Origin of the sequence: Pectinatus sottacetonis (genome assembly GCF_015732155.1) — a bacterium.
GTDB lineage: Bacteria > Bacillota > Negativicutes > Selenomonadales > Selenomonadaceae > Pectinatus > Pectinatus sottacetonis.
Genome location: NZ_WIQK01000001.1, coordinates 821,433 through 848,268, shown reverse-complemented (window position 1 = coordinate 848,268; position 26,836 = coordinate 821,433). Strand labels below are relative to the sequence as shown.

At 34.4% G+C, this 26,836-nt stretch carries 24 protein-coding genes, 1 tRNA gene, 1 pseudogene and 1 riboswitch; of the genes and pseudogenes, 13 read left to right on the top strand and 13 right to left on the bottom strand.

The window, feature by feature from the left end; translation table 11 throughout:
- Positions 1 to 35: 35 nt before the first annotated feature.
- Positions 36 to 338, bottom strand: a complete 303-nt coding sequence (locus I6760_RS03960; RefSeq protein WP_196594755.1) for an IS66 family transposase zinc-finger binding domain-containing protein — start codon at positions 336 to 338, stop codon at positions 36 to 38.
- Between I6760_RS03960 and I6760_RS12680 the strand changes: the two genes are divergently transcribed.
- A complete protein-coding gene (locus tag I6760_RS12680) occupies positions 337 to 543 on the top strand; it encodes a hypothetical protein (protein WP_231036081.1) in 207 nt (68 codons plus the stop codon). The genes I6760_RS03960 and I6760_RS12680 overlap by 2 nt on opposite strands.
- On the opposite strand, the pseudogene I6760_RS13030 reads toward I6760_RS12680, so the two are convergent.
- A pseudogene (locus I6760_RS13030) lies at positions 465 to 626 on the bottom strand (transposase domain-containing protein); the annotation flags it as partial. The gene I6760_RS12680 and the pseudogene I6760_RS13030 sit on opposite strands and share 79 nt — an antisense overlap.
- Positions 616 to 1,428 carry a hypothetical protein gene (locus I6760_RS03950; protein WP_196593189.1) on the bottom strand — a complete coding sequence of 271 codons (813 nt, stop codon included), beginning with the start codon at positions 1,426 to 1,428 and terminating at the stop codon, positions 616 to 618. The pseudogene I6760_RS13030 and the gene I6760_RS03950, both read right to left, overlap by 11 nt.
- Before the next feature lie 814 nt (positions 1,429 to 2,242).
- Here I6760_RS03950 and I6760_RS03940 point away from each other — a divergent pair.
- The 5 genes from I6760_RS03940 to I6760_RS03920 all read left to right on the top strand — a co-directional run bounded on the left by I6760_RS03940 (position 2,243) and on the right by I6760_RS03920 (position 7,413).
- Entirely contained in the window at positions 2,243 to 2,686 is a 444-nt protein-coding gene (locus tag I6760_RS03940) for a transposase family protein (protein WP_196593187.1), read from the top strand.
- A complete protein-coding gene (locus tag I6760_RS03935) occupies positions 2,679 to 3,488 on the top strand; it encodes a transposase (RefSeq protein ID WP_330997979.1) in 810 nt (269 codons plus the stop codon). The genes I6760_RS03940 and I6760_RS03935 overlap by 8 nt, the downstream gene beginning before the upstream one ends.
- The gene (locus tag I6760_RS03930; protein ID WP_330997978.1) at positions 3,489 to 4,019 is read left to right on the top strand and encodes a transposase; all 531 of its coding nucleotides are present in this window, start codon (positions 3,489 to 3,491) and stop codon (positions 4,017 to 4,019) included.
- Positions 3,997 to 4,275, top strand: a complete 279-nt coding sequence (locus I6760_RS03925; RefSeq protein WP_196593184.1) for a hypothetical protein — start codon at positions 3,997 to 3,999, stop codon at positions 4,273 to 4,275. Before I6760_RS03930 ends, I6760_RS03925 begins: the two co-directional genes overlap by 23 nt.
- Positions 4,276 to 4,347: 72 nt before the next feature.
- On the top strand, positions 4,348 to 7,413 hold the full coding sequence (locus tag I6760_RS03920) for a metallophosphoesterase (RefSeq protein ID WP_196593183.1): 3,066 nt from the start codon (positions 4,348 to 4,350) through the stop codon (positions 7,411 to 7,413).
- A gap of 116 nt (positions 7,414 to 7,529) precedes the next feature.
- Here I6760_RS03920 and I6760_RS03915 read toward each other — a convergent pair.
- Together I6760_RS03915 and I6760_RS03910 are read right to left on the bottom strand one after the other, a co-directional pair.
- Positions 7,530 to 7,605 (bottom strand) — tRNA-Thr (locus I6760_RS03915).
- A gap of 84 nt (positions 7,606 to 7,689) precedes the next feature.
- Complete coding sequence (locus I6760_RS03910) at positions 7,690 to 8,118, bottom strand: OmpH family outer membrane protein (protein ID WP_196593182.1); 429 nt, start codon at positions 8,116 to 8,118, stop codon at positions 7,690 to 7,692.
- 196 nt (positions 8,119 to 8,314) lie between these two features.
- Here I6760_RS03910 and I6760_RS03905 point away from each other — a divergent pair, with 196 nt between their 5' ends.
- From I6760_RS03905 to metA, 3 genes are all read left to right on the top strand, one after another.
- On the top strand, positions 8,315 to 8,977 hold the full coding sequence (locus I6760_RS03905) for an HAD family hydrolase (protein WP_196593181.1): 663 nt from the start codon (positions 8,315 to 8,317) through the stop codon (positions 8,975 to 8,977).
- 148 nt (positions 8,978 to 9,125) lie between these two features.
- Complete coding sequence (locus I6760_RS03900; RefSeq protein ID WP_196593180.1) at positions 9,126 to 10,022, top strand: radical SAM protein; 897 nt, start codon at positions 9,126 to 9,128, stop codon at positions 10,020 to 10,022.
- 56 nt (positions 10,023 to 10,078) lie between these two features.
- Positions 10,079 to 11,056 carry a homoserine O-acetyltransferase MetA gene (metA, locus tag I6760_RS03895; protein WP_196593179.1) on the top strand — a complete coding sequence of 326 codons (978 nt, stop codon included), beginning with the start codon at positions 10,079 to 10,081 and terminating at the stop codon, positions 11,054 to 11,056.
- A 27-nt stretch (positions 11,057 to 11,083) separates the two neighbouring features.
- Here the strand turns inward: metA and polA are convergent, their stop codons facing one another.
- Complete coding sequence (gene polA, locus I6760_RS03890; RefSeq protein WP_231036079.1) at positions 11,084 to 13,717, bottom strand: DNA polymerase I; 2,634 nt, start codon at positions 13,715 to 13,717, stop codon at positions 11,084 to 11,086.
- Positions 13,718 to 13,789: 72 nt separating this feature from the next.
- On the bottom strand, positions 13,790 to 14,791 hold the full coding sequence (locus I6760_RS03885; protein WP_196593178.1) for a L,D-transpeptidase: 1,002 nt from the start codon (positions 14,789 to 14,791) through the stop codon (positions 13,790 to 13,792).
- Positions 14,792 to 15,074: 283 nt separating this feature from the next.
- Here I6760_RS03885 and I6760_RS03880 point away from each other — a divergent pair, with 283 nt between their 5' ends.
- The gene (locus tag I6760_RS03880; RefSeq protein ID WP_196593177.1) at positions 15,075 to 16,130 is read left to right on the top strand and encodes a nicotinate phosphoribosyltransferase; all 1,056 of its coding nucleotides are present in this window, start codon (positions 15,075 to 15,077) and stop codon (positions 16,128 to 16,130) included.
- A 173-nt stretch (positions 16,131 to 16,303) separates the two neighbouring features.
- Positions 16,304 to 16,387, top strand: a riboswitch (ZMP/ZTP riboswitch).
- 80 nt (positions 16,388 to 16,467) lie between these two features.
- Complete coding sequence (locus tag I6760_RS03875; protein ID WP_196593176.1) at positions 16,468 to 17,685, top strand: L-lactate MFS transporter; 1,218 nt, start codon at positions 16,468 to 16,470, stop codon at positions 17,683 to 17,685.
- Positions 17,686 to 17,817: 132 nt separating this feature from the next.
- Here I6760_RS03875 and I6760_RS03870 read toward each other — a convergent pair whose 3' ends face one another.
- The 6 genes from I6760_RS03870 to I6760_RS03845 form a co-directional block, all read right to left on the bottom strand.
- The gene (locus tag I6760_RS03870; protein ID WP_196593175.1) at positions 17,818 to 19,167 is read right to left on the bottom strand and encodes an amino acid permease; all 1,350 of its coding nucleotides are present in this window, start codon (positions 19,165 to 19,167) and stop codon (positions 17,818 to 17,820) included.
- A 233-nt stretch (positions 19,168 to 19,400) separates the two neighbouring features.
- Positions 19,401 to 20,318: a UDP-N-acetylmuramate dehydrogenase gene (murB, locus tag I6760_RS03865; protein ID WP_196593174.1), complete on the bottom strand. Its 918-nt coding sequence runs from the start codon at positions 20,316 to 20,318 to the stop codon at positions 19,401 to 19,403.
- A gap of 25 nt (positions 20,319 to 20,343) precedes the next feature.
- Positions 20,344 to 20,829 (bottom strand): tRNA (uridine(34)/cytosine(34)/5-carboxymethylaminomethyluridine(34)-2'-O)-methyltransferase TrmL, encoded by a 486-nt coding sequence (gene trmL, locus I6760_RS03860; RefSeq protein ID WP_196593173.1) that lies wholly within the window; start codon positions 20,827 to 20,829, stop codon positions 20,344 to 20,346.
- Between the two features lie 14 nt (positions 20,830 to 20,843).
- A complete protein-coding gene (locus tag I6760_RS03855; protein WP_196593172.1) occupies positions 20,844 to 22,913 on the bottom strand; it encodes a polyribonucleotide nucleotidyltransferase in 2,070 nt (689 codons plus the stop codon).
- A gap of 253 nt (positions 22,914 to 23,166) precedes the next feature.
- Positions 23,167 to 23,445 (bottom strand): 30S ribosomal protein S15, encoded by a 279-nt coding sequence (gene rpsO / locus I6760_RS03850; protein ID WP_196593171.1) that lies wholly within the window; start codon positions 23,443 to 23,445, stop codon positions 23,167 to 23,169.
- A gap of 129 nt (positions 23,446 to 23,574) precedes the next feature.
- Complete coding sequence (locus tag I6760_RS03845; RefSeq protein ID WP_196593170.1) at positions 23,575 to 24,279, bottom strand: tetratricopeptide repeat protein; 705 nt, start codon at positions 24,277 to 24,279, stop codon at positions 23,575 to 23,577.
- 220 nt (positions 24,280 to 24,499) lie between these two features.
- Here I6760_RS03845 and I6760_RS03840 point away from each other — a divergent pair, with 220 nt between their 5' ends.
- Positions 24,500 to 25,630, top strand: a complete 1,131-nt coding sequence (locus tag I6760_RS03840; RefSeq protein ID WP_196593169.1) for a hypothetical protein — start codon at positions 24,500 to 24,502, stop codon at positions 25,628 to 25,630.
- Between the two features lie 226 nt (positions 25,631 to 25,856).
- Positions 25,857 to 26,756: a PRC-barrel domain-containing protein gene (locus I6760_RS03835; RefSeq protein ID WP_196593168.1), complete on the top strand. Its 900-nt coding sequence runs from the start codon at positions 25,857 to 25,859 to the stop codon at positions 26,754 to 26,756.
- The last annotated feature ends 80 nt before the right edge of the window (positions 26,757 to 26,836 follow it).

Below are 26,836 nucleotides of genomic sequence, written 5' to 3'. Positions count from 1 at the left end.
TTACTTTGGATTATATCATTTATTTCCTTTTTTTGTTAATATTTATTTTCCGGTTTATGAAACGAACGTGTGTTTAGTTTTATGCCTAATTGCTGCCATTGTTTTTCCTGACGGTAAAGTGGTACTGCATATTCATATTTTTGCTGCATGGTATGAGCTATTGCTGACGGTGTGGCTATACTATGTGGTATTACGGATGCTGGTATTTGTGGTTTTTCTATACTGAAGTGTTCATTTTTTCGGCAAGTGCGGCATTCAAATGTCTCCCGGTAAAGGTCTATTACTTTTACTTTAGCTGGGATATATTCTAATTCGCTGCGGATAAATTCTTCACCCATGGAGACAAGGTTACTTTGGCAGCGATTACAAATTCTTTTATCTTCGGGTAGTGTTATAATTTTCTTTTCATGTGGCAGGTTTTCCAGCAGTTCTTTTTTCTGCCCGGAATATTTTTTGCGTTTATGTTCTTTTATTATCTGTATTTCTGGTTCGGGGGCAGTTTTCTTTGTTTGCTGTTCTGCTTCGTCAAACAGGCTTAATTGATCTTCACAAATAACAGCTGTTTTTTCTGTTTTACGGCCAAATACATGTTTGCGTAGATAAGCAACCTGTTCTTTAAGACGCAGGTTTTCTTCTTCTAATGTTGTTATGCGTTTTTTCAGTGATATTAACGTTTACATTATTATTTGATTCTGTAGTTTTCCCATCTGTATCATTTTCTATACTACTACTTGCTGAATCACTATTAGTAATAATACTATTATTTAAATCTATTGCCATAGACTGTGCAGTTTGTAAAGATTGATCTATTTTTTCTATATTTGATTCTCTGCTATTAATTACATCTTTATTTGTTAATCTTAATTGCTCATCTGGATTATTAAGATCAGCATCTAATTCACTTTCAGCTAAATTTTTCGCATTAGAAACCTTTTCTATTGTGCTACTAGTATTACTTATCTGATCCAACTGTGTTCCTAGTCTTGTTAAAGATGATATATTATCTTTTTCCTGTTGCTCATTATCTTTTGCCGTATTATTTAATACGCTTGTCGATCCATCATTTTCTTGCGATTTCTGTTTATCTTTATTTAAAGATATTTTATTGTTTTTATTTTCATTTAAGCTTTTCTGCAAATCTTCAATTTGAGAATTAAGTGATTTTATTAAATCATCTTTTGTTTTTGAATCCATATTATCATTTGTTTTTATAGACTTTATTTGATCTTGTAGTTGAAGAATATTTTTTTGTACAGAATTTAAATTTTTCCCCGCATAATCCTTTGATGTTGATTGTGTATATGTTGCTGCCGGTGTATTGTTATCATTACTATTATTTCCAACATTTAAAGCATTCGCACTTTGAAGTTTTTCAAAAATTGTTTTCTGACCAATACTATTTACTGTCCCTAGTTTGCTTATAAGCATTATAAATCACTCCTTTATAATCACATATCTTACCTATAAGTATATACCCATAATATATTTTTTCAATTATTGTATTTATGCAAAAAATTAAAGTATTTTTATGTATTTTAATATAAATCTCTCCAAAACATCATATTTACGAATAATATCTCGTATATATCTATAATTTCAGCTTAATATAATTTTTAGTTTTTATTTTCGTTTAATTTTAATTTTATTAATTCAAGGTATATTGAATAAATTTCGTCTTTATACAAATCTATTAAAAGCTCTACTAAAAAGAGCCCCATAAAACACCAAACAAAAATAAATACTCTAGTATTTCCTTGAATTATATTATAAAATATACTATTTTTTAAATAAAAATAATCTACTAATGTCAATATCAAAATTTCAAAAGATACTATTGCACTATATAAATTATTATAATATCGCTTATTTTCTTCTTTATATAATTTCATTATAAAATCATTTTCTTCTTTAATGGCTATTTTAGCTAATGCTTTATATATTCTCCTTTTTTTGATTCTATTACCTGCTAAATAAAGATTTATTTAAAAAAATTTTACTTATTAATTTTTCCTTCAATAAATTTTTTTGCATGGCTTTCACTTCCAAACCAGTCCATGAAATTGTTGCAGATATTAAAGCCTTGGAAAAAGAAACAGATGGTCTTGGATAGGTTACAATTAACTAGACAACTTTTTTAAGGTCATGTAAAATAACATCAATAATAAAGGGGTTCTTTCCATAGTTAGTTGAAAATGTGCTCATTTCTGATAAAATAAAAGAAAAACAGGAACGAGATTAAAGCATGGATGAATTTATAAAATTACTGGATAAAAACTTAGATTATGTAAGTCATGAAATCGTAGGCGATACCATTTTTATACGTGTTATTTCGAATCGTCAAAAAGTCATCTGCCCTTATTGTGGAAGACTTTCTGTAAAAACTCACTCACATTATGAAAGAAGTTTTCAGGATTTGCCGATGCAAGGAAAGAAAGTCCAAATTATTTTGCAAAATAGAAAGATGTTTTGTGAGAATCCAGAATGCAATTATGCTACATTTGCTGAAAAATTTGACTTTCTTCCGGCGAATGCTAAGAAAACTCAAAGATTAAAAGACGAAATTATCAATATTTCTATAAATGTCAGTTCATTAACTGCGATGAACTTGTTACGAAACAATATTGCTGATGTGGGTAAAAGTACAATTTGCAATCTCTTAAAAAAAAGGGAATCCAGTTATCAATAATGAAAAAATCGTTAGAATTTGTATTGATGATTTCGCTTTTAAAAAACGCGAATCGTATGGAACACTTATGATTAATATCGATAATCATCAAATCGTTGATATACTTGATTCACGTGAACTTGAAAATGTTACTGAATGGCTAGAAAAGTATCCCAATATTCAGGTCGTATCCAGAGATGGATCGCTTACCTATAATAACGCAATTGCCAAAACCCATCCCGAAGCAGTTCAGGTAAGCGATAGATTTCATCTTTTAAAAAATTTAACGGATTATTGTAAAGATTTCTTAATGAAATATTTTAGCTCAAAAATAATTATTGAAACAAATTCAGTAAAGAAGGTCGCTTTTAAAGAAAAAGGGTTGCAGCTACCAAACTGTTTATTAACGCTAGAAGCCAAGATGGAAAAAGCCAATAAATTATTGCAAGATGGTCTTAATAAACATCAAATATGTCAACAATTGAGTCTTGAGTTTCCGTTATTGAATAAATTACGGAAAATGACTGAGTATGAACGGGTAATGTATTTTAAAAATTCGCGCCAAATAAAGCACGAGGAAAAAACCGCCCATAAACGTTTATTAATTGATGAAGTGATAAAATTACATAATATGGGACATTCAATGTGTAAAATTGCAAAGGACTTAGATATATCGAGACATACCGTAGCAAAGTATTTAGAAAACGATGTAGATGCAGCTCGTGGCACTTATGGTACTAAAAGAAAAAGTATTTTAGATCCATATTTAGATAAAATTAATGCATTGCTATATCGAGGATATACCTGCAATAAGATTGAATAAATAATTCGTCAGAAAGGATATAAAGGGTCCAGTACACTTATTCGATATTATCGGTCTAAATTTAAAAAAGCTTTATATGAGAATCAGCAAAACAGTCCTGAAGAAGCTCAAAATACAGAAATCCTTAATCGTAGTTTATTGCTCAAAGTTTTATATAAACCTATATCCAAAATTAAGAATCTGTCATCAAAACAATTAGAGAAAGTTTACGATAAATACCCTATGTTCAAAAAGATTATTAGTCTAGTCAATAGTTTTAAAACAGTATTGAAAAGTAAACATATAGAAAATCTAGATAAATGGATTGAGAATGCAACTGCTCTAGAAAACAGAGAAATTTCTTCATTTATTAATGGTATAACCAGAGATATCAATGCAATAAAAAATGCAATTCAGTATGATTATAATAATGGCTTAGCAGAAGGAAGTGTCAATAAATTGAAAGTTGTTAAACGAATTATGTATGGACGTTGTAGTTTTGAGATGTTGCGCAAGAAAATTCTACGACGTGAGAAATGCATTTTCAACTAACTGTGGAAAGAACCAGTTTACTGTTGACAATCCAAACCGAAATAAATACTATGTGGACATAAGTAGAGCTAAAAATCAATTAAGTATGTATGTTGATTCAAAAGAAAAAATATTACAACAAATTAGTATATATAAAAATAAAATAAGTGTGTATAATTTACAAAAAAATGAAAGTTTAAAAAAACAAAATAAAGTTTTTGTAAACTTTTATAAGGAAAAAATCAGTAGAGAAAAATATTTAATAAAAATAAAATAATAAAAAAGTATAAATTATAAAAATCATGTATAATATAAGTGTTTTTAAAAAGACATATAGGAGAATAATTTTATGAAAATTTTAATATTACATTTAAGTGATTTGCACATACGAGATAAATATACAATATCTACTGAAAAGATTAATAAATTAGGAGAAGCTGTTTCTCAATTTAGAGATAAAATAGATGAATGTATAATTGTTTTATCTGGAGATATAGTTTTTAGTGGAAAATGTTCTCAATACGGAGTTGCAAAATATTTATTAGGTAAATTTATTTCAATTGTTAGTGATAAATTAAATATTGATACATTTATTCAGATATTAGTTGTGCCAGGAAATCATGATATGAATTATGATAATGTAAAAATAAAATCACAAGATATAGAAGATTGGTTTTCAGTAAACTCAAAAGAGTTATTATATAATGATTCATCTAAAGGATTAGATGAATTTTATTTATTTGCTAGTAGAAAGCATTGTTTTACAGATTGTAATATTTTTTTGCATAAAAAAATATTACAATTTGGAACACTGAAAATGCGAGTTAACTTGATTAATTCAGCAATTTTTTCTACTTTAGATAATGATAAAGGGCTGCATTATATTCCTGAAAATAGTATTGAAGAATTGTATTTAACTGAAAATGAGGATAACGATAAATGCAATATAGTATTAACTATTATGCACCATAATTATGAATGGTTTGCAGAATGCATAAAAGGTAAATTGGAAGAAGCATTGTATGCAGGAACATCAATATTATTAGTGGGGCATGAGCATAATCCAAGATGCTTTAATAATAAGTACACAGATGTAAATTCTAATTTGTGTATAATTGATGGTGGCGTATTAGATGATGTCAATAAGAGTAGTTTTAATATTGCGGTTATTGATACAGATATAAATAAGATACAAGTAAAAAAATATGCATGGAAAAGTAAAGAGGTTTTGTATGGGTTTTATAAAGAAGAAAATAATTCAGAATATGTTTTAAGTAGAAAAAAATGTAGAAAAGATTGGATTTATCCAAAACCAGAAACTATTAAGGCGATGCAAGAAGATAAAAAATATAAAATTACAAAAAACATTTTAGATTACTATATTTTTCCTAGATTAGAAAAAGACGACGATACAAAAAAAGATATGGAAATTTGCGATTTAGATAGTTTTATTAAAACATTAGAAAAAGAAAACTATTTATTAATCAAAGGATATTCTGATTCTGGAAAGTCAATCTTTGCACAATATATATTTTTAAATTTTTCTAAAAATGGGAAAATACCTATTATATTCTATGGAGATGATTTTTCTAAACGTAAATTAAATACAATAATAAAAACAACATTTATAGAACAATATGGTGATAATAATTATGAATATGATAGATTTTTGCAGGTAGCAAAAGAAAAAAGGATAGCAGTAATTGATGATTTTGATAAAATTAATTCTGACTTAGTAGAAGACGTAATAGCTAATATTTTTGAAGAATTTGGTAAGGTTATTATTTTATCTCAAGAGCTATATGAAACAGATATAGTAAAGAAGGCACAAGAAAAATATATATTAGATTCGCGATTTAATGTATATACTCTGACAGAATTTTATTCTGATAAGAGATTAGAGTTAATAAAAAAAATAATTTCAGTAAAAATTTCTAAAGAACTAGAAAATAAAGATAACAAAGAAGATATAGCAAAAGATATTGAAAATTTTATTAGTAATCAAATAAGATTATTTAATCGTAATCCAGATTTTATAATTCAGTATGTATTATATTTTATAAAAGAAGCAGGAGAATGCAAAAATAATAATTATGATATATTTAATATGGTTTTTGAACATAATATTATGACAGCAATTCAAAATGAAGATAAATCTATGTCAGTGAATACATACTTTTATGTATTGGATGAACTTGCGTATGTCATACATTTTGAAAAAAAATATCCATTAAAACAAGAAACGTTTAACAGCATAATCGAGCAGTATAATATAGACTATGATCAAAATATTAATTCAAAAACATTTTTTGAAGTTTTAAAAAAATCTAAAATTCTAGAGGAAGGTAATGGATGGAATATAGTCTTTTCAAATAATAATTATTTGGCATTTTTTGTTGCAAGAAAACTTAGTAGGTTATATACATCAGATGTTGAGAAAGCAAAAAAAGCAATTGAAGATGTCATAGAAAACATTTGTTTTGGTATTAATGGAAATATCTTGTTATTTCTATCATATATTAAACAACATACTGGTATATTAGATTATGTTTATAATGCTGCGTTTAAATATATTGATAATTGGGATGAATTTAATTTTGAAGATGATAATTATAACATATCATATATAGAAGATTTTAGAATAAATAAAGAAGTGAAAGCTCCTGATGATGATGAAAGAAAGCAAATAAAAAGAAGTAAAATAAAAGCAGAAAGTCAAATTAGCGTAGTACAAGAAAGTAAAGATGTTGATATTTATAAATATGATGATGAATCGAAAAAAAATAATAGTTACCAATTATCAAAAGCAATGCAATTATTAAGATTAATTGCGGCTACATTACCCAATTTTTCATATATGTTATTAGCTACAAAAAAAGAAAATATTGTTCATATGATTTATAGCTATACTAATAAAATTATATATAGGTGGTTTAATGAAGTTGATAAAAATTTTGATAATTTAATAGAATATATATGGAAATCAATAAAAGAAATAAAAATAGATGAAAATGAAAATATGCCTTCTAAAAATGATTTGAAAATTTTTTTTCAAGATTATACTATTGCTAGTATATTAGCTCTTTATAAAGATATTGCTAGCGTCTCAGTAAATAAGGATACTATTAATTTATTTGATAAATACAAAAATGATAATAATAATACTTATAATATACAAAATTTGATAATGGAAGAACAAGTAGGAAGAATTGAATCATTTTTAAAAAAAGTAGATAATTTGCATCAGCATGAAAAACCATTATTAAAAACTATGGTATTACGTATTATTAGATCATATTTACTATTACATGAAGATTTAGATAAAGAACGGGAACGTTATCTAAAACAAAAATATTTAACTGATGAGGTACGAAAAGATATATTATTGACTAAAGTAAAAAGAATTAATGGATAAGAAATTTAGGTGTTTAGTTTTTAATAGTTTTGTGAATAAAAGGGGACTAAAAAGGGGATTTCTACTTAAATACAACAAAAAGACTTCCGATAACCTTGGAAGCCTTGATATACATATGGAGCTGGCAATAGGAATTGAACCTACGACCTGATCATTACGAATGACCTGCTCTACCAACTGAGCTATGCCAGCAAATAACGTATCTATTATAATTTAAAGATAAGCAGTTGTCAAGAAATTACTAAAAAAGGCAGTCCGTTTGGACTGTCTTTTTGATTACATCGTTTTTAATTTTTCTATTACGTCTTTAGTGATATCCTGACCGCCATAAATAATAACGGAAGCATCAACTATAGTGTCAAGACCCTTTTCTTTGGCTACAGCTTCAACTGCTTTTTTGATTTTTTCTCTTATTGGTTTCAAAAGTTCTTCCTGACGAGTTTCAACCTGAGCGTTGATTTTTTCAAAAAGTTCTTTTTTGCCTTTTTCATCAAGTGATGCAGCCTTTTTATTGAATTCAGTCTGGGCTTTTTGACGTTCGAGATCAATGGCAGCGTTTGTAGTTTGTACGTCAGGATAGGAAGCTAATACTTCTCTGATATTTAATGATCCTAAGCTGGCTGCTGATGCTTGTGCTGGTGAAAAGAATCCCAAAACGCATATAGCAAAAACAGCTGTAAAAACAACGCTGAAAACTTTTTTCATTATATATATCCTCCATTTTTATAAAAAAATAATAATGAAACTATAACTAAGTTTACGTTATTGCAGCGTATTTAGCAAGTTATTTTTTTATAACTTTTTGTAATAATATTAAGGGATTTTGGGAATATATGTGATGAATGACATGCTAAATAAAAGATGTTATAATTACAATATAATTTTTTTAAAGGATGGTAAAATGAAAGCAGTAATATTTGATATGGACGGGGTTATTATTGACAGTGAGATTCTCCATACAAAAACAAAGATTGAAACTCTGGCAGAATATGGGATAGAATGTTCGCGGGAGCAGTGCCTGCCTTATTTTGGCCGTTCGGCTAATGATTTTTTTGGAGATTTTATCAGAAGATCGGGAAAGGATATTTCCCTGGAGAAAATTGTAGCAAGAAAACATGAGTTGTTTTTAAATTGTGCGGCGGAAAGCGATAATGTGCCGGCAATAGATGGTGTGGTGGAGTTAATTACTAAGCTGCATGAAAATGGGGTTCCGCTTGCTTTGGCATCATCTTCAGCACGACGCAATATAGAAACGTTTTTAAAGAAATTGAATATATTTTCTTATTTTAATGTTATTTTAAGTGGAGCGGAGCTGCCGGAAAGTAAACCAAATCCGGCTATATATTTATTGGCAGCTGATAAGCTGGGCATGGCTCCCTGTGATTGTGTCGTTTTTGAGGATGCAGCGGCAGGCGTAATTGCGGCTAAAAAGGCTGGATGTTATTGTATAGCTTATTGTAATCCTGATTATAAGATGTGCCAGCAGGATGTGTCAGCTGCGGATATGAAGATAGATTCTTTCCGCAAAATTTCTGTTGGATATCTGGCAGGGCTGCGGGCGTAAAATAATGTTGTAATAATAAATTTAAAAATGTCTGTGTGGAATTATAACCTGCGGTTTTGGCAGGTTATAATTATCCTGTGGCAGATAAGGTATGGATTAAGGATAGATTTGAGTATTTAATGGTATTGTCTGGGAGAGAGTTTTACATATGAAAAGGTGTTCATTGTGTCCACGACAGTGCAGGGTGAGCCGTAATGATGGCGATTTAGGCTTTTGCGGTGCTGCGATTGAACCGGAAGTGGCACTGGTCAGTGTGCATAAATGGGAAGAACCATGTATTTCGGGAAAAAAAGGAGCGGGTACGGTCTTTTTTTCTCATTGTAATATGCGGTGTGTATTTTGTCAGAATTATGAAATAAGTGCCAATGGATATGGAATAAGGGTAAGCGAAGAACGCCTGGCAGAAATATTTTTGGAACAGCAGCAAAGAAATGTGGAGTGTATAGAGCTTGTCACTCCTATGCATTATGCGGAAACAGTGGTAAAAGCATTGGCTAAGGCACGCAAGAAGGGACTTTGTATCCCGGTAGTATATAATTCAAATGGCTATGAATCAGCAGATACGATTGAGTTGTTTGCTGATTATGTGGATGTTTTTCTGCCGGATTTGAAGTATTTTTCGGATGTGCCGGCGGTAAAGTATTCTAATGCCCCGGATTATTTTAAAACGGCAAGTGCAGCTATTAAAAAAATGTTTTCAATAACAGGGCCTTTTGTCATGGAAGATAAAATGATGAAGAAGGGTGTTTTAGTGCGCCATTTAATTTTACCGTGGCTGTATAAGGATAGTATAAGAATTGTTAAATGGCTGTGGGAAAATTTCGGGGATAATATTTATATAAGTTTAATGAACCAGTATGTACCAATGTACAGGGCGAAGGAATTTTCAAAAATCAATCGGAAAATTACAACGTATGAATATCAAAAGGTTATTGATGCGGCTCTTGAGCTGGGAATAAAAAATTGTTTTGTACAGGAGCGGGGTACTTCTTCTAAAAAGTTTGTTCCTGATTTTAATGGACAGGGAGTAAAAAGGACAGTTTGACGTAAAAGCTGTCTTATGCTAAAATTAGCACAATTTTATCATTAGGAAGTGAAGCTATGCCGATAAAAATACCAAATAATCTGCCAGCTACCCAGATTTTAGAGAGTGAAAATATCTTTGTAATGGATGCTGAACGGGCTTATAAGCAGGACATCAGGCCGCTGCGGATACTCATACTTAATTTAATGCCATTGAAGACGGTCACTGAAACGCAGCTTTTACGATTGCTGGGCAATACTTCACTGCAGGTGGAAGTTGATTTTATATATACAAAGTCTTATATGCCGGCACATACATCAGAAGATTATTTGACGGAATTTTATGGAACGTTTGAAGATGTCAAGGATAATATTTATGATGGTTTTATAATGACAGGAGCACCTGTAGAACAGATGGAATATGAAGATGTGGCGTATTGGGAAGAAGTGTGCCAGATTATGAAGTGGAGTGAAACGCACGCGTTTTCTTCTTTTCATATTTGCTGGGGGGCACAAGCTGGATTATATTATCATTATAATATTCCTAAGTATTCAATAGCACCAAAAATCTTTGGTGTGTACAAACATCACTTGCTGGTTGAGCATGAAAAATTATTTCGTGGCTTTGATGATGAATTTTATGTGCCACATTCACGCCATACTGAGGTAAGGCGCAGCGATATTGAAAAGGTACCGGAGCTTACTATACTGGCAGAGTCAGACAGCCGCTGCGGGGTTTATGCTGTGGCAAATTTAACAAAACGACAGTTTTTTATAACAGGTCATGCTGAATATGATCCTTTGACGCTTAAATGGGAATATGAACGTGATATAAAAGCAGGAATAAAAGTGCAGATTCCCTGTAATTATTATCCTGATGATGATCCTGCGCGGGAGCCGGTTGTTAAATGGCGTAGTGTTGCAAATTTATTGTTTGCTAATTGGCTCAATTATTATGTATATCAGGAAACACCTTATGATTTGTCAAAACTTAATATGGTCCCAGGTCATTGGACTAATGGTATCAGGGAAATCAAAATAAAAGAATCTCATTGAAAAATTCAATGAGATTCTTTTAGAGCCTTATTTTGTATCAGCCCAATTGCTGCCAGTATTTATATCTATTGTCAGGGGGACAGATAGTTTTACTATATTCTGCATGGTTTCATGCAGAATATTTTTTAGTAAGGGGATTTCTTCTTTTATGGTTTCTATTACAAGTTCATCATGTACCTGTAATAGAATACGGCTGTGCAGTTTCTGCTTGTTTATTTTATTCCATGTGGCAATCATTGCCATTTTGATAATGTCAGCTGCAGTTCCCTGAATAGGTGTATTCATAGCCATGCGTTCATTTTGGGTACGGATGTTGTAGTTTTTGCTTTTGATTCCCGGAAGGTAACGGCGCCGCCCGAATAAAGTGGTTGTGTAGCCTTTTTCATGGGCATCTTCGATAATGGTATCAAGATATTTTTTTACACCGGCATATTTGGCAAAATAATTTTCGATATATTCAGCAGCTTCCTGACGCGGAATATGTAATTCCTGAGCTAAGCCATAATCACTTTTACCATATACAAGCCCGAAATTTATGGCTTTGGCGCGGCGGCGCAGGTCAGGTGTTACATCAGTAAGCGGAATATTAAAAATTTCTGAAGCTGTGCGTGAATGGATATCCTGGTTCAGGTTAAACGCTTCAATGAAATTTTTATCGCCGGACATGTGAGCAAGGATTCGTAGTTCTATCTGGGAATAATCAGCTGATAGAAATAGATCAAAGCCTTTTTCTGGTTCGAACAGGCTCCTGATTTTTTTGCCGGCTTCTGTTCTTACGGGGATATTCTGTAGATTGGGGTCAGAGCTGCTGAGACGCCCGGTTGCTGTTACAGTCTGGTTGAAAGTTGTGTGGATACGCTGGGTCGTTTCATCTATAAGGGTGTATAATCCGTCAAGATAAGTGCTTTTTAGTTTGTTCCACATTCGGTAGTCGAGGAGCTTTTCAATTATAGGATGGTAAGGACGCAGTGTTTCCAATACTTCAGCATTGGTGGAATAACCCGTTTTGGTCTTTTTTTGTACAGGTAATTTTAAGTGTTCAAAAAGAACGACGCCAAGTTGCTTGGGGGAATTGACATTAAATTCATTTTCTGCGAGTTTATATATACTGCCAAGCAGATTATCTATTATAGTCCCGATTTCAAGTGACATAGACTGGAGTTTTTTCTTGTTAATGTAAACGCCGTAATGCTCCATTGATGTTAATACCTGTTCTAAAGGCAGCTCAGTCTGCTCATAGAGGGCATACAGTTCTTTTCCTTTTAGTTCATCGACCATAGTGTCAGAGAGTTCTTTTAATGAGCTTGTATACAATGTATATGCTGTCTGGGACTGTAGTAATTTGTCTCCTTCATAGGCAGGAATGTCTTTTCCCAGATATTTTTCAGCTAGTTTATCCAGTGCATAGTCAGTATCTGCGGGGGCAAGCATATAGGCAGCCAGCATAATATCTATGACTTTGCCGGAAGGGTTCAAGCCGCAGTGAAGACTTTTTTTCAAATCATAGGTTATTTTAGTAATGTCTTTATGGGAAAAGAGAGATTGTACTGAGTCGGTTAGCAATTCTTCCTGTGGTACAAATATGTTGGTTAACTTGTTTTTGTACTGGCATAAGATCATTATGCCATAGCATTTTATATGGGGAACCCGGCCGGAGAATACCGGCAGATAAATTATGTAACCATCTTTTTTTATTTGCGTGGTTAATGATTTTAATATGGTTTTATCAGCGGGAATATATTCGGCGGCATTATGGTCATAGTGGGATTGGTTTTCGAGATTAATAATGGAAAGTTTGTTTAAGGAAGTCCAGATGCTTTTTAGTTCATAATCATCACAGAATGTTTTTAAAGCAGGGATATCAGGCTTCATAGTATATTCTTCAAGCTCAAACGCTAATGGCATATCGCAGTTAATAGTTGCAAGCTGGTATGATAAATAGGCATTTTCTTTATCAGAAATAAGTTTTTCCTTTAATTTTTTGCCGGAAATATCAGTTATATTTTGGTAGATACCATCAAGCGTATCATATTTTATTAGTAATTTTAAGGCTGTTTTTTCACCTATGCCGTATACACCGGGAATGTTGTCAGACTTATCGCCCATTAACGCTTTTAAGTCGATCAATTTTTGGGGTACTATGCCGTATTTTTCTTTAAAGGCTGTTTCATTAAAAATTTCTGTTTCACTTATTCCTTTTTTGGTCATAAGTATTTTTAGATTAGGCTGGATGAGCTGCAGGGCATCGCGGTCACCGGTAACAACTATTGTTTCCAAACCGCGTTTGGCTGCTTTAGTTGCTAAGGTGCCGATTATGTCATCAGCTTCATAATTGTCAACTTCAATAAATTTTATGCCAAGTGCCTTAGTATAGTCGTGCAGCAAGGGAATCTGGTCAGATAATTCAGAAGGGGTTTTTTCTCGTGTTCCCTTGTAATCTTTGAAGATATCAGTTCTAAAAGTATGTCTGCTTTTGTCAAAAGCTACGACGATGTATTCGGGTTTTAGTTCGTCAAGTAATTTTACAGTCATTTTAGAAAAACCTAAAATAGCATTGGTATATTTTCCTGCGTTTGTATTGAGCAGGGGAATGGCAAAAAATGCCCGGTACATTAAGCTGCTGCCGTCAATTATGATAAAACGATTTTTTATATTTTTCATAAAATGCTCCTATATGAATGATTGTTTTTGCCAATTGGAAATAATTGGCTGTAAGATAGCTGCTATATGCTGTCATAAAGCAGGCAGCCCTGCTGCTGCAAAGGCTGCGGGAGAACTGCCTTTCATAACACGCAGTACTAGCAGATTTGGCTGCTGCCAGTCACGCTGGAGATTGAATAATTTTTCTATGTTAAGGACATTTATGTACAAATGGCTGCCTTTTATGATGCCGGGAACCTGTCCGTAGGTAGTGCTTACAAGGCCTGCCTTGGCATCCCAGTGGAAAGAAAGATTGATGAATTTGCTTAAGGCTCTAACAGGAATATAAATAATATTATCGGCTTTTACTGCTTCTAATGGGAGAGTAATATTTTCCAGCTTTACTTTTATCGGAAAAGCGACATAGTTAGGTAGTCCATTAGCCATATTTATCTGTTCAGCAATGGAATTTTCGTCGGCGAAGTCTGTGACATGAAATTTTTGTAAGCTGTTATCAACATCTTGTACGGTCAGTGGCTGTCTGTCATAACCATCAGGATAAATATAATAAGCTATATTGCCATTTGCTGCTTTTTCCACTATAAGACGATTATATATTATTTTTACGGGGGTGCCTATAGAAACCTTTCTGTAAATCATTTCTATGTATTTTTCATTAACGCGGATACAGCCGTTTGAAGCATATTTTCCTATGGAGTCCGGACGGTTGGTACCATGAATACCATAATTGCCGCCAATACCGATCCAGCGGTATCCAATAGGGTTTTCTGGCCCGGAAGGAATCTGAATATCGGTGTCATCAGGATCTATCCATGTGGGATTTTTTTCTTTGTAAATTATTTTGAAATCTCCTACAGGGGTGGGCGTATCCGGTTTACCAACGGCAACAGGATAAGCGGCAGTACAGGTATTATTATCGTAAATCCTTATCCAATGTGCGGGAATATTTACCAGTAGGTGAATAGAAGGCTTAGCCGGAGCTGGTTCAGGCAGCTTTTTTTCCGCGTTGGTGTAGGAATAATTGGTAAAAAACATTATAACAGTAGAAAAAATAATCAGTACATAACGCATCATAACATCTACTCTTTTCTTTTATTTGTTATAGACTTAATATAAAATATACCATATTTATCTTTTTATTCCAATTCCCTGCCGCTTGATGAGGGAAAGTTTATTTTCTGTTGAATTATTATTTATTGGGGATGATAGGACAGGCTGAATACAGGTTTAGCAATATATTAAAGTAGACAAGGACAGTTAAAAATATTATAATAAATGCAAGTTTTATGGTATAATATCCAATTAGAATACTTATATTACAGAGGTTTTACAATGCCGTAATTTAGGAGGCTGCTTGATGAAAAAAAGAGTAGATCCGGAGTTGTTTGATTTTCCGGTCGATAAAATTAAAAAGGGATTTTATAGTGATATTTATTTTTTGCGTACCCAGGAGATATTGGAACAGTCCAATATAAAGCCGCATGTTACAGTGCAGGTATTTCAACGTGATTATGCGATGCTTTGCGGAATAGACGAAGTTATTGCCTTGATAAGAAAATGTTCGCGCAATCCGCAGGGGTTAAAAATAAAGGCACTGCATGATGGGGATAAAATAGCTCCATGGGAAACGGTAATGACTATAGAAGGAAATCTGGCTGATTTTATTCATTTGGAGACAGTATATTTGGGAATTTTAGCAAGACGTACTAAAATAGCGACAAACTGTAGTCGGGCAGTAGAAGCAGCCAATGGTAAACCGGTATTATTTTTCCCATCACGTTTTGATGAATATACGGTGCAGGAAGGCGACGGATATGCTGCTAAAGTCGGTGGAATGAGTAATGTGTCTACGCCGGCGAATGCAATGTGCTGGGGCATAGAAGCTGCCGGAACTATTCCGCATGCGTTAATTGCAGCAATGGGCGGTGATTCACTAGCAGCAACGAGGGCTTTTGATAAATATATGGACCCTAAAATAAGCCGGATTGCATTAGTCGATTTTAATAATGATTGTGTTAATACTAGTCTGGCTATTGCCCGTGAACTTGGAGACCGGCTGGAAGGAGTACGTCTTGATACATCGGATAAGATGGTCGATGTTTCTCTTATCGGACAGATGGGGCATTTTAAGCCGACCGGGGTAAATGAGCAATTGGTAAGAAATGTCAGGACTGCGCTCGATAAAGAGGGTTTTAATCATGTGAAAATAATTGTATCAGGCGGGTTCAATCCTGAACGTATTCATTTGTTTGAAGAAAATAAAGTTCCGGTTGATGTTTATGCAGTCGGCAGCAATATTTTTGCTACTAATGTAGATTTTACTTCTGATGTTGTACTGCTTGATGGAAAACCATGTGCAAAAACAGGACGTCATTATATACCTAATGACCGACTTGAGGATGTAGAAATGTAGGCGTTAATTATGGTTGGGTTTGGAGATTTTATTATTCTTTGTCTTATTTGTGCGATGATAGCGTATACTTTTTGGGATGATCTTTTTACACAGCAATAGAATATGTAATGGTAAAGTGTTTGTTGACAAGATAGAAGTTGGTTGTTATAATAAACTCATATTAAAAAAGTGCAGATATAGTACAGGCCTGACGGATAATGTGGAATTGACCACATGGACTGTATTATAGTGATAAGCCGACCGTCTGGGCAGAGATATTGAGCCTGGACGGTCTTTTTGTTTTCCGGCAGACTTTTATCTCTTGAGTTTATTTTCTTATTTTAAAGGAGAGTGCAAAGTGAGAAATCGTTGGCTTATTGCCCTATCAGCAATTGGAATCCATATTTGTATTGGCAGTGTGTATGCGTGGAGTGTATTGACCAGACCGATCATGCAGCAAATGGGTTTTTCTCTTAAACAGACTACATGGACATTTTCTCTGGCAATTTTATTTTTAGGGTTGTCAGCGGGGTTTTTAGGTAGTTTTGTCGAAAAACTTGGACCGAAAAAAAGCGGTTTGGTTTCAATGGTATTTTTTGTACTGGGAATGTTTGGAACAGCACTGGCGCTGAAAATGCACAGCTTGTGGGCATTATATATGTTTTATGGTGTCATTGGCGGTGTAGGATTAGGAGTAGGATATATAACACCTGTTTCTACTTTGGTAAAATATTTTCCTGATAAACGTGGATTTGCCACGGGACTTGCTATTATGGGGTTTGGGTTTGCCAGTCTTATTGCTGGTCCACTTATGCAGTATTTGACGACATCATATGGACTTGTTGGCAATTTTTTGATTTTGGGCTGTGCATATATGGTTGTGATGACCGCATCAGCATTATATCTGAAACCACCCGTCAGCATTTCGGTGTCAGATGATAAGAATATTACGAGAATGAATAGGGGAATGACAGCACATGATGCTTTTAAGACATGGCAGTTTGCTGCATTGTGGTGGATATTTTTTGTAAATATAACTTGTGGTATAGGATTACTGGCAGTGGCGTCACCAATGGCACAGGATGTGGTCAAAATGACGCCGGCAGCGGCAGCTTCAATGGTTGGGATAATTGGGCTTTTAAATGGGTTTGGCCGGATTTTTTGGTCGACTATTTCTGATTATATAGGGCGTGGTTATACGTATGCTTTATTTTTCCTGATTGAAATAGGAGCTTTTTGGCAGCTGGCACAGGTAGACAGTGCAGCTGTTTTCCAGGGACTGATATTTCTGATAATAAGTTGTTATGGCGGGGGATTTTCCTGTATGCCGGCATATTTGAGTGATATATTTGGGACAAGGCAGCTTAGTGCTATTCATGGCAGGATATTGACGGCCTGGGGAATAGCTGGAGTTGTAGGGCCGGTGCTTGTTTCCTGGCTGCGTGAAACAACAAATAGTTATACACTGACATTATATTTCTTTTCGGGTTGTTTTGTTGTGAATTTTATTATCGCGCTGGTGTTGAAGCATCGAGGGAAAATAGCAGCAAAAACAGCGTCAATAAAAACAATATAATATATCGGCAGCATAATATAAAAATAAGTACTGTACCAGAAATAAATGGTATAGTACTTATTTTTTGTTTTGTTCACAGAAGTATTAAAAGAAAAAGTCACACCAGTAAATTTTTATTTCTGCCGGCAATGATTAGTAACCAAGACGTTTTTTTATTATATAGCCGATCGTGAGTATTAAAAGCCATACGGGAAGGATAATTACAGCTAAATGCATGCTGGGGATCTGCGTCATCATCACGATTATAAAAATGAAAAAGGCAATGCATAAATAATTATCATAAGGGTAGAAAAATGTTTTAAAAGAAGTTTTTTTATGCAGTAGGTTTTTTTTACGGCGAAAGTTTAAATGGACGATTACTATAGTAAACCAGCTTATGACAATGGCAATTATTACTACTGCCATCAGATAGATAAATACTTTTTGTGGAAATAGATATGTAAGGATTACGGCAATCAGGGTTATGAAAGAGGAAACTAATGTGGGGAGGGCGGGAACGCCTGAACGAGTGAGATTGCCAAAAATTTTAGGGGCATTATGCTGCTGGGAAAGGCTGTACAACATGCGTGAAGTACTGTACATAGCACTGTTGTATACAGAAACAGCAGCAGTCAGCACTACGATATTGAGCAAATTAGCTGCTGCCGGAATTCCCATTTTAGAAAAGATTTCTACGAAAGGGCTGCCAGAAAGACCGACCTGGTCCCAGGGATATATTACCATGAGAATAAACCATGCTCCAATGTAGAAAAGTAATATACGCCAGATTACGTCATTGATAGCTTTAGGAATTGTAACAGATGGATTTTCGGCTTCGCCAGCTGTTATTCCCACTAATTCGATACCACCGAACGAAAACATGACTATTACCAGCGAGACAGACAATCCCCATAATCCATGTGGCATATAACCACCGTGGGCCCATAAGTTACTGAAGTTTTGGGGAAAAGGGCCAAGCTGGGTGGCAATAATGATACCGCCGAATACCATCATAGCGATTATAGCTGTTATTTTTATAATTGTCATGCCAAATTCAACTTCACCATAGGAACGTACGTTAGTAAGATTTACGATTGTTATAACAATTATACAGATAAGTGCTGAGATCCATTGGGGAAAATGAGGAAACCAGAAGTTAACATATATACCAACTGCGGCAAGTTCGGACATACTGACTAGAATATAACAGAACCAATAATTCCAGCCCGAGATGAATCCCCAGAATTCACCACAATATTTATTGGCAAAATAGCTGAAAGAACCAGCAATCGGTTCATCGACTACCATTTCTCCTAACATACGCATTACACAGAAAATTATGATACCGCCTAAAACATAAGCTAGTGATAATGAAGGACCGGCAGCCTGTAGTGCAGGGGCTGAGCCGTAGAAGAGACCTGTACCGATAGAACCGCCAAGGGCAATCATCTGCAAATGACGATTTTTTAAGCCGCGTGTCATGTGTGAGTCATTTTTATTCATTTTGTGTCTCCTTCTTTATACGCAATAGTAAAAACCCGCATTTATTTTTGAAGTTTATATTTTCCAATGCTTAATATGCATTTTTATACTTTTGTTTTGCAAAAGTAATTGTTTAAAATGATTAAGTCAGGGAATAATAAAATTAAAAATTCAGATAGAGAATTTATTCCATCAGATTTTTAAAACTTTTATGATAAATGCGGGTTTGCTATTAATAAGGTTACTAGGAATTTTTATTCTTCACCGATAAGGCGTACTTCAGGATAAAGCTTTACACCATGTTTTTCATAAACTCTTTTTTGTATTTCAACAATAAGAGCCAGAACATCTTTGGCTGTGGCGTTTCCGGTATTGACAACAAAACCGGCATGCTTAGTTGATACTTGGGCACCGCCTACATGCAGACCCTTTAACCCTGTTTGATCGATGAGAGTACCGGCATAATATCCAGGCGGTCTTTTGAAAGTAGAACCGGCGCTAGGAAATTCCAAGGGTTGTTTGGTTTTCCTTTTTTTTATCAATTCACTCATTAAGGCATTTATTTCTGCAAAAAGTCCTTTCTTTAAGGCAAACTCTATTTCACAGATAATATTATTATTTATTTGAAAAATGCTTTTTCGATAATCAAACTGTAGTTTATCAGCAGGATATTTTACAATTTTTCCATCTGGTGTCACAGCAGTTACTGATTTTACTACATTTTTTATTTCACCACCATAAGCACCAGCATTCATGTAAACAGCACCACCGATACTGCCGGGAATGCCAACAGCAAATTCCAGTCCTGTTAATGAGTTTGCTGCGGCAAACCGAGCAATATTGTTCAATAAGGTACCACAGCCAGTTGTGATAATTCCGGCATTTTCATGGATATAGGACATGCTTTTGCCGAATTTGATTACAATGCCACGAATCCCCTTATCAAGAACTAATATATTAGATCCGTTGCCGATTATTGTGCAGGGAACATGGTAGGATTTTATTATAGTGATTATTTTTTTTATTTCTTTCGTTGAATCGGGAAATAAAAGGCAGTCGGCAGGTCCGCCAATTTTAAAAGTAGTTTGTTCTGACATGGGAGCATCAATTAATAATCTGTCAGCGGGCAGGATATTTTTTAATTTTCTTATACAATTATCAAGATTCGACAATTAACTCATTCCTTACATTTACAGGTCATACATTACTGAGGTAGGTACTATTTTTTTTTAGGCCGATAAATGACTGTTGTCTTAGTGCTTCATAAACAACGATAGATACTGAATTAGATAAATTAAGTGAACGGGCCTCACTTATCATGGGAATACGGACACAATCGGATAAGTTTTCCTTTAATATAGATTCAGGAATACCAGCATCCTCTCTGCCAAAAACAAGCATGTCGTCATTACCATATTCAACATCGGTGTAAGTATTAGGCGCCTTAGTAGAAAGGTAATGATATGCAGTGTGAGGATACTTATCAAGAACATCAGCAAAATTTTTATGATAATGTATTTTTAATAAATGCCAGTAATCAAGACCAGCTCTTTTTAGATGCTTATCATCAGTGGAAAATCCCAATGGTTCTACTAAATGCAGTTCACAGCCTGTGGCTGCGCACAGCCGGGCAATATTGCCTGTATTGGGTGGTATTTGTGGTTCTATAAGTACAATGTGCAATATTATTACCTGCCTTATAATAATACTTTATGGGAGAGATTAATGCGTCCCTGTTTATCTATTTCAGTGACTTTAACTTCGAGTTCATCGCCGATATTTACAACATCTTCGACTTTGGCAACGCGGCTTTTATCAAGTTGTGAAATATGGCATAGACCTTCTTTGCCGGGTAATATTTCGACAAATGCACCAAAGTTCATAATGCGGGTTACTTTTCCTTTGTAAACAGTACCAACTTCTACATCACGGGTAAGATCTTTGATTATAGCAACCGCTTTTTCGGCACTTTCTTGGCCGACAGCGGTGATGCGTACGGTGCCGTCATCTTCAATGTCGATCTGGACGCCTGTTTCATCAATGATTTTTTTTATTATTTTGCCGCCAGGTCCGATTACATCGCGGATTTTGTTAACCGGAATGTTTATTGTAGTGACTGATGGAGCGTATGGGGATAATTTTTCAGCCGGTTTATCTATTACTTCAAGCATTTTACTTAGGATATGGGCACGACCACGTTTGGCTTGTTCGAGGGCGGAAGCTAAAATTTCTCTGGTGATGCCGGTTAGTTTTATATCCATTTGGATAGCAGTTATACCGTCTTTGGTCCCGGTAACTTTAAAATCCATATCGCCCAGTGCATCTTCCATTCCCTGAATATCAGTCAGGATGGTATAAGCATCGCCATCTTTTACTAGTCCCATAGCAACTCCGGAAACAGGTTTCTTTATAGGAACACCGGCATTCATAAGGGAAAGTGTACTGCCGCATACACTGGCCATGGAACTTGAACCGTTTGATTCTAATATTTCAGATACGAGACGGATGGTATAGGGGAAATCATTTTCTGATGGAATGACAGGGACAAGAGCGCGTTCAGCCAAGGCACCATGTCCTATTTCTCTGCGGCCGGGGCTTCTCATGGGACGGGCTTCGCCAACACTATAGCCGGGAAAATTATAATGATGAATATACCGCTTATAAGTCTGTGTGCCAAGACCGTCGAGGATCTGTTCATCACCCAGTGGACCTAATGTAGTAACAGTAAGCGCTTGGGTTTGTCCGCGGGTGAACAGGGCAGAGCCGTGTGCACGCGGCAGTAATCCTACTTCACAGCTTACAGGACGTACTTCATCAACTTCACGTCCATCTGGACGAATTTTTTCATGTGTTATCATCTGGCGGACAATTTCTTTTACTAATTTGTGCAAAATACTATTTAGTTCCATTACTGAATCAGGATATTTTTCAAGAAAGTATTCGAGAGTTTCAGTTTTTACTTTGGCTATATGTTCATCCCGGCGGAGTTTGTCACTGTCGCGTACAGCTGTGTTGAGTTTATCATAAGCATATTCACGGACTTCATTTACTAACTCTTCGTCAGGTTGGAATAATTTTACTTCACGTTTTTCCTTGCCGCATTCAGCAACTATTTTTTGTTGGAACTCAACGATTTTTTTTATTTCCTGATGTCCGAACATGATAGCGTCCAGAATAATATCTTCTGGTAATTCGTTGGCACCGGCTTCAACCATCATTACGGCATCATGGGAGCCGGCTATAGTCAGGTTTAAGTCAGATGATTCTTTTTGTTCAGTTGTAGGATTTACAATGAATTCACTATCAATACGGCCGATAGTTACACCGGCGATAGGTCCTTTAAAGGGAATGTCAGAAATGCTGAGTGCTGCAGATGCACCGATCATTCCGGCAATTTCAGGTGGATTATCATGGTCTACCGATAATACGGTTGCTACTATCTGGACATCATTTCTAAATCCTTCTGGAAAGAGTGGTCGTATAGGTCTATCGATAAGACGGCTGAATAGAATACCTGATTCAGCGGGACGTCCTTCACGTTTTATAAAACCGCCAGGTATTTTACCGACAGCGTACATTTTTTCTTCATAATCTACAGTTAGTGGGAAAAAATCAACACCCTCACGCGGTTCAGCTGAAGCTGTAGCTGTGACCAAAACAACAGTATCACCATAGCGTACAAGAGCAGCACCATTGGCTTGTTTAGCCATTTTTCCAGTCTCAATGACAAATTTACGTCCACCGAGAGTCGTTTCAAAACTGTGCATAAGTTGCCTCCTAAAATTTTTGCAGCAAATGTGCACAGTAAACAGTGAAATACCTGTTTAATAAAAATATCAAACAAACATTTCACCATCCACTGAACACGCTGCGGTTAATTATTGTAAAATTAAAATACAAAAAGCGAGACGTGCCCATTATACAATAGACAACAGCCCCGCCTTTTCGATAATTGCTAATGTCGGCTCGTATAATTAAAACCTATTTTGCAAAACGAAAGAAAAACTAAGTTTTAATGAATTATCTTTTATTAGCTTTACCAATATTTAATTTCTTCAAGATAGCACGATAACGTTCAATATCTTTATCGTGTAGATAAGCTAAAAGTCTGCGGCGATGCCCAACCATTTTTAATAAGCCGCGGCGGGAATGAAAGTCTTTTTTGTTTGCCTTTAAATGTTCAGTAAGATAAATAATACGCGATGTTAAAAGCGCAATCTGAACTTCTGGTGATCCAGTGTCACCTTCATGAGTGGCGTTGTCTTGAATAACTTGCAATTTTTGTTCTTGTGTAAGCATAAGAATCCTCCTAAATTTGTTTTACCTATTGACCAGGCAGCCGTTGGAGTTTCGGAAACCGCGTCAAAGGATATAAAATATTTCTTAAAAAATATATCACAAAATAAAGCAACTGTAAATAAAAATATCTTAAATATCCCATTTTATTGATGCAGGAAGAGGAGTTGCTTTATCTATTTCTTGTAGTATCCACGAGGCATTATCATGGGTGGCACTCATGGCTTTCTCTAAAGCTTTTTTATTTTGTTCAGGGACAGCCATATAGGAAAGAGCCTTTTTCATCATTTCTATGGCATCGGCTGTATGGAAGTTGGCAGCGGCAAGCTGAGCTAAAAAACGATATCCATAGTAAAGATAACTTATGTTTTTTATCGGCAGATGACTATAGGCTGTTATTTTATCTTCTACTTCGTCTACGGCTAGGTCAGTTTTATGCTGACGGATGAGAATGTTCCACCTATCAGCCCATATTTCACCGCGTAATATATATTTATATAGGAAGTCATATTCTTCCACTAGTTCTATAGACAGATTTATATAGTGGAGTGCATCATCCAGTAGTTTGTCATCCCTTAATATCAGACTTAAGTGCTGCAAGGCATAAATCTTTTCTTCAATATCTTCTGAAGAGTTTGGATTTACTTCAGCTTCAACTACTGAACGGAATAGTTCAATTGACTCCTGTTTTTTATTAAATTGGGGCATTATAAGAAAATGTGCCAGTCGAGCCCTTACATGCCAATCATCAAAACCTTTTGCAAATAAAGAAAGGGGCGGTTTTATCTGCGAATCGATAACAAGGTGAGTTAGTGCGTGAAAATCCCTGTTGTTCATAAAAATCTCCTTTGATTTGTATTTAAGATGCTATAATATATAAAATATTATAGCATATACACACTGATTATACTGAATTGACATAAAAGAAATGCTCAGAATATGATTATTTTATAAAAAATATTAAAAGCATTTATAATATGTATGTTGGTAATTGCAAAATAAATGTATACGTTGTAAAATAAAATAGTTAATTTATATTTCAATGAGGTTGTTAATAATGCTGGCAGTATTTTTGGGGATATCTGCAGTTATAATTTTTATAAGTGTTTTTTTTATACATAAAGTTGTTGCTTTTTTTAAGCTTGAGTTAGAAATTAAAGCTATTTTTTTGGCAGCACTATTATCTTTCGGGATGTGTATTATCATCTGGCCGCTGGAAAGATATTTTATAATTCCTTATAATGTGATTATTGCCGGGATAGTGTCCACTGGGGCAATAATCGCTACAATTTATAATAAAAAGCTTTTATTACATAAGATGAGGAAGCATGAATTATGCAAAACTGCTGATAATGAGGCAGCTACCGCTTGTGAGAGCCTGTCGACAGAGCAGGATAATCCAGAAAAAATGTTTATAGATGATGTGAATTATAAAGAAAAAAGGGAAATTGCTGTTTGTCTGCCTGCACTTGTTAGTGATGTGTCAATATTACATGAATGCAGCAGGTCTCTGGAAGAAAGAAATGTCAAGATAAAAAATAGTGGAGATAAACTTGAGCAGCTGCGTATAGAGAAAAGAAAGGCTGACTGTGAAACTATTAAGCGGCTTGTAGCCAGAAAGAATAAAGAGTTTGTTCCTGTCCTACCGGTAAAACCCCCAAAAAGATTAACTGAAAGCCAGCAGAAAAAAATATTATCTCATTACAATACAGCGGCAAAACACAAAAAATATAATTTACCTGTACCAATAAGACAAGCTCGTGTTAACAACTCAAATTTAAAGTTATCACATGAGAAAAAAGAACAGCTGACTGTATTTATAGATAAACTGGTTTCAATTGATGATATAATTGGATTTATTTATGATAAAAATAAGGAAAATGATTTTTCTGGAGCTTTATATTCGTTAGAAAAAGCACTGGAAAGATATTATAAAAGTGAATATGCACCGTTTATTTGTATTGAAATGAATAATATTTATAAAAAATTTGGAGCATATGATGAGGCTGTGAATATGCTGAAAAAGGCATATTATCTACCAGTGGTAAAAAATAATGTCCAGTTGCAGCAAAATTTCAAAGCTCAGATTCATTATTTACGACGATTACAATGTATTCTTGCTGAGCATAATATGGCAACAATACCATTTGATAATATACCGGAAAGTTTTTTGCAACAGGCACAATAGAGATGCTCTAATAATTAGTGAATAGACACCTCATACACAAGAGTTAATTATGAATAAGGTGGGAGAATTACAGCGCAAGTAAATATATATGAAAACTATGGAGTCGGGCTGTAAAGATGACGAAGATTTTATGGTTTGATTATCTATGAGGCAGAAGCTTTGCAGTTTTATTCGTAGGAGATTTAGGTGAATTTATAAATATAATAATACAGGAGGATTTATTTGTATGAAAAAGAGTGAAGAATTTTTAGGGTTGCCTATTATCAGTATTACTGAAGGACGAGAATTAGGCGTAAGTAAGTCATTATTGATTGATGCAGAAAACGGCAGGGTGGCAGCTATAATTATAGAAGACGAAGATTGGTACCGTGGAGTCAAAATCCTGCAGTATGAATCAGTTGTGGCAATTGGACATGATGCGATAACTATTACCAGCAGCGAGGACATTTTGACATTGGATGATGCAGCTGATTATGAACCATTCCTTGATCAGAATATCCGTATTGTGGGTACTAAGGCTATAACTAAAGGCGGGACTATTAAAGGTGTTGTATCTGATATTTTTATTGAAGATGACGGCAGTATTGCAAAAGTAATTGTAGATACAAAGGATGGTAGTGACAAGAAAGAAATTACTGCTGATGAAATTTCTATTTTTGGTAAAGAAGTTACTATTATCGAAAGTGAAGTGCCTGATAAAAGTAAGTCATTACCGCAAAAAAATGCGTCAGCTGATGATAAAACACCAGCAGAAACAATGGATAAAGAAGAAAAATCAGTGTCAAAAACTGTTAAACCTGAGAAAAAATTTCCGATAAAAAATGAAGAAGAAAAAAAGGTAGAAGAAAAGAAAACAGAAGAAAAACAGGAACCTGTTAAGCATAAATCCGATGCAATAAAACCAAATCAGTCTATTGCCGGAGAAGAAAAAAATGAAGCTTCGGTTACTGCTAGTTCAGCAGAAGATCGCCATCGCCGGTTCCTTTTAGGTAAAAAGTCTACTCGCCGAATAACAACAGATAACGGAATTGTTATCGTTGATGAAGGGGCAGAGATAACAGAAGAAGTTTTACAGAAAGCTAAATTAGCGAATAAATTTATTGAACTGTCAATGAATGTGAAATAAATTCTAAATGATGATTATAAAAGCTCCTGCGAAAACAGGAGCTTTTATAATCTATAAAATTACTAAGCTTTGACTTTAGC

Coding starts and splice junctions, on each gene's coding strand:
- I6760_RS12680 (WP_231036081.1), top strand. CDS start 337: ATGGAGACAAGGTTACTTTGGCAGCGATTACAAATTCTTTTATCTTCG.
- I6760_RS03960 (WP_196594755.1), bottom strand. CDS start 338: ATGGGTGAAGAATTTATCCGCAGCGAATTAGAATATATCCCAGCTAAA.
- I6760_RS03950 (WP_196593189.1), bottom strand. CDS start 1,428: ATGCTTATAAGCAAACTAGGGACAGTAAATAGTATTGGTCAGAAAACA.
- I6760_RS03940 (WP_196593187.1), top strand. CDS start 2,243: ATGGATGAATTTATAAAATTACTGGATAAAAACTTAGATTATGTAAGT.
- I6760_RS03920 (WP_196593183.1), top strand. CDS start 4,348: ATGAAAATTTTAATATTACATTTAAGTGATTTGCACATACGAGATAAA.
- I6760_RS03910 (WP_196593182.1), bottom strand. CDS start 8,118: ATGAAAAAAGTTTTCAGCGTTGTTTTTACAGCTGTTTTTGCTATATGC.
- I6760_RS03905 (WP_196593181.1), top strand. CDS start 8,315: ATGAAAGCAGTAATATTTGATATGGACGGGGTTATTATTGACAGTGAG.
- I6760_RS03900 (WP_196593180.1), top strand. CDS start 9,126: ATGAAAAGGTGTTCATTGTGTCCACGACAGTGCAGGGTGAGCCGTAAT.
- metA (WP_196593179.1), top strand. CDS start 10,079: ATGCCGATAAAAATACCAAATAATCTGCCAGCTACCCAGATTTTAGAG.
- polA (WP_231036079.1), bottom strand. CDS start 13,717: ATGAAAAATATAAAAAATCGTTTTATCATAATTGACGGCAGCAGCTTA.
- I6760_RS03885 (WP_196593178.1), bottom strand. CDS start 14,791: ATGATGCGTTATGTACTGATTATTTTTTCTACTGTTATAATGTTTTTT.
- I6760_RS03880 (WP_196593177.1), top strand. CDS start 15,075: ATGAAAAAAAGAGTAGATCCGGAGTTGTTTGATTTTCCGGTCGATAAA.
- I6760_RS03870 (WP_196593175.1), bottom strand. CDS start 19,167: ATGAATAAAAATGACTCACACATGACACGCGGCTTAAAAAATCGTCAT.
- I6760_RS03855 (WP_196593172.1), bottom strand. CDS start 22,913: ATGCACAGTTTTGAAACGACTCTCGGTGGACGTAAATTTGTCATTGAG.
- rpsO (WP_196593171.1), bottom strand. CDS start 23,445: ATGCTTACACAAGAACAAAAATTGCAAGTTATTCAAGACAACGCCACT.
- I6760_RS03845 (WP_196593170.1), bottom strand. CDS start 24,279: ATGAACAACAGGGATTTTCACGCACTAACTCACCTTGTTATCGATTCG.
- I6760_RS03840 (WP_196593169.1), top strand. CDS start 24,500: ATGCTGGCAGTATTTTTGGGGATATCTGCAGTTATAATTTTTATAAGT.
- I6760_RS03835 (WP_196593168.1), top strand. CDS start 25,857: ATGAAAAAGAGTGAAGAATTTTTAGGGTTGCCTATTATCAGTATTACT.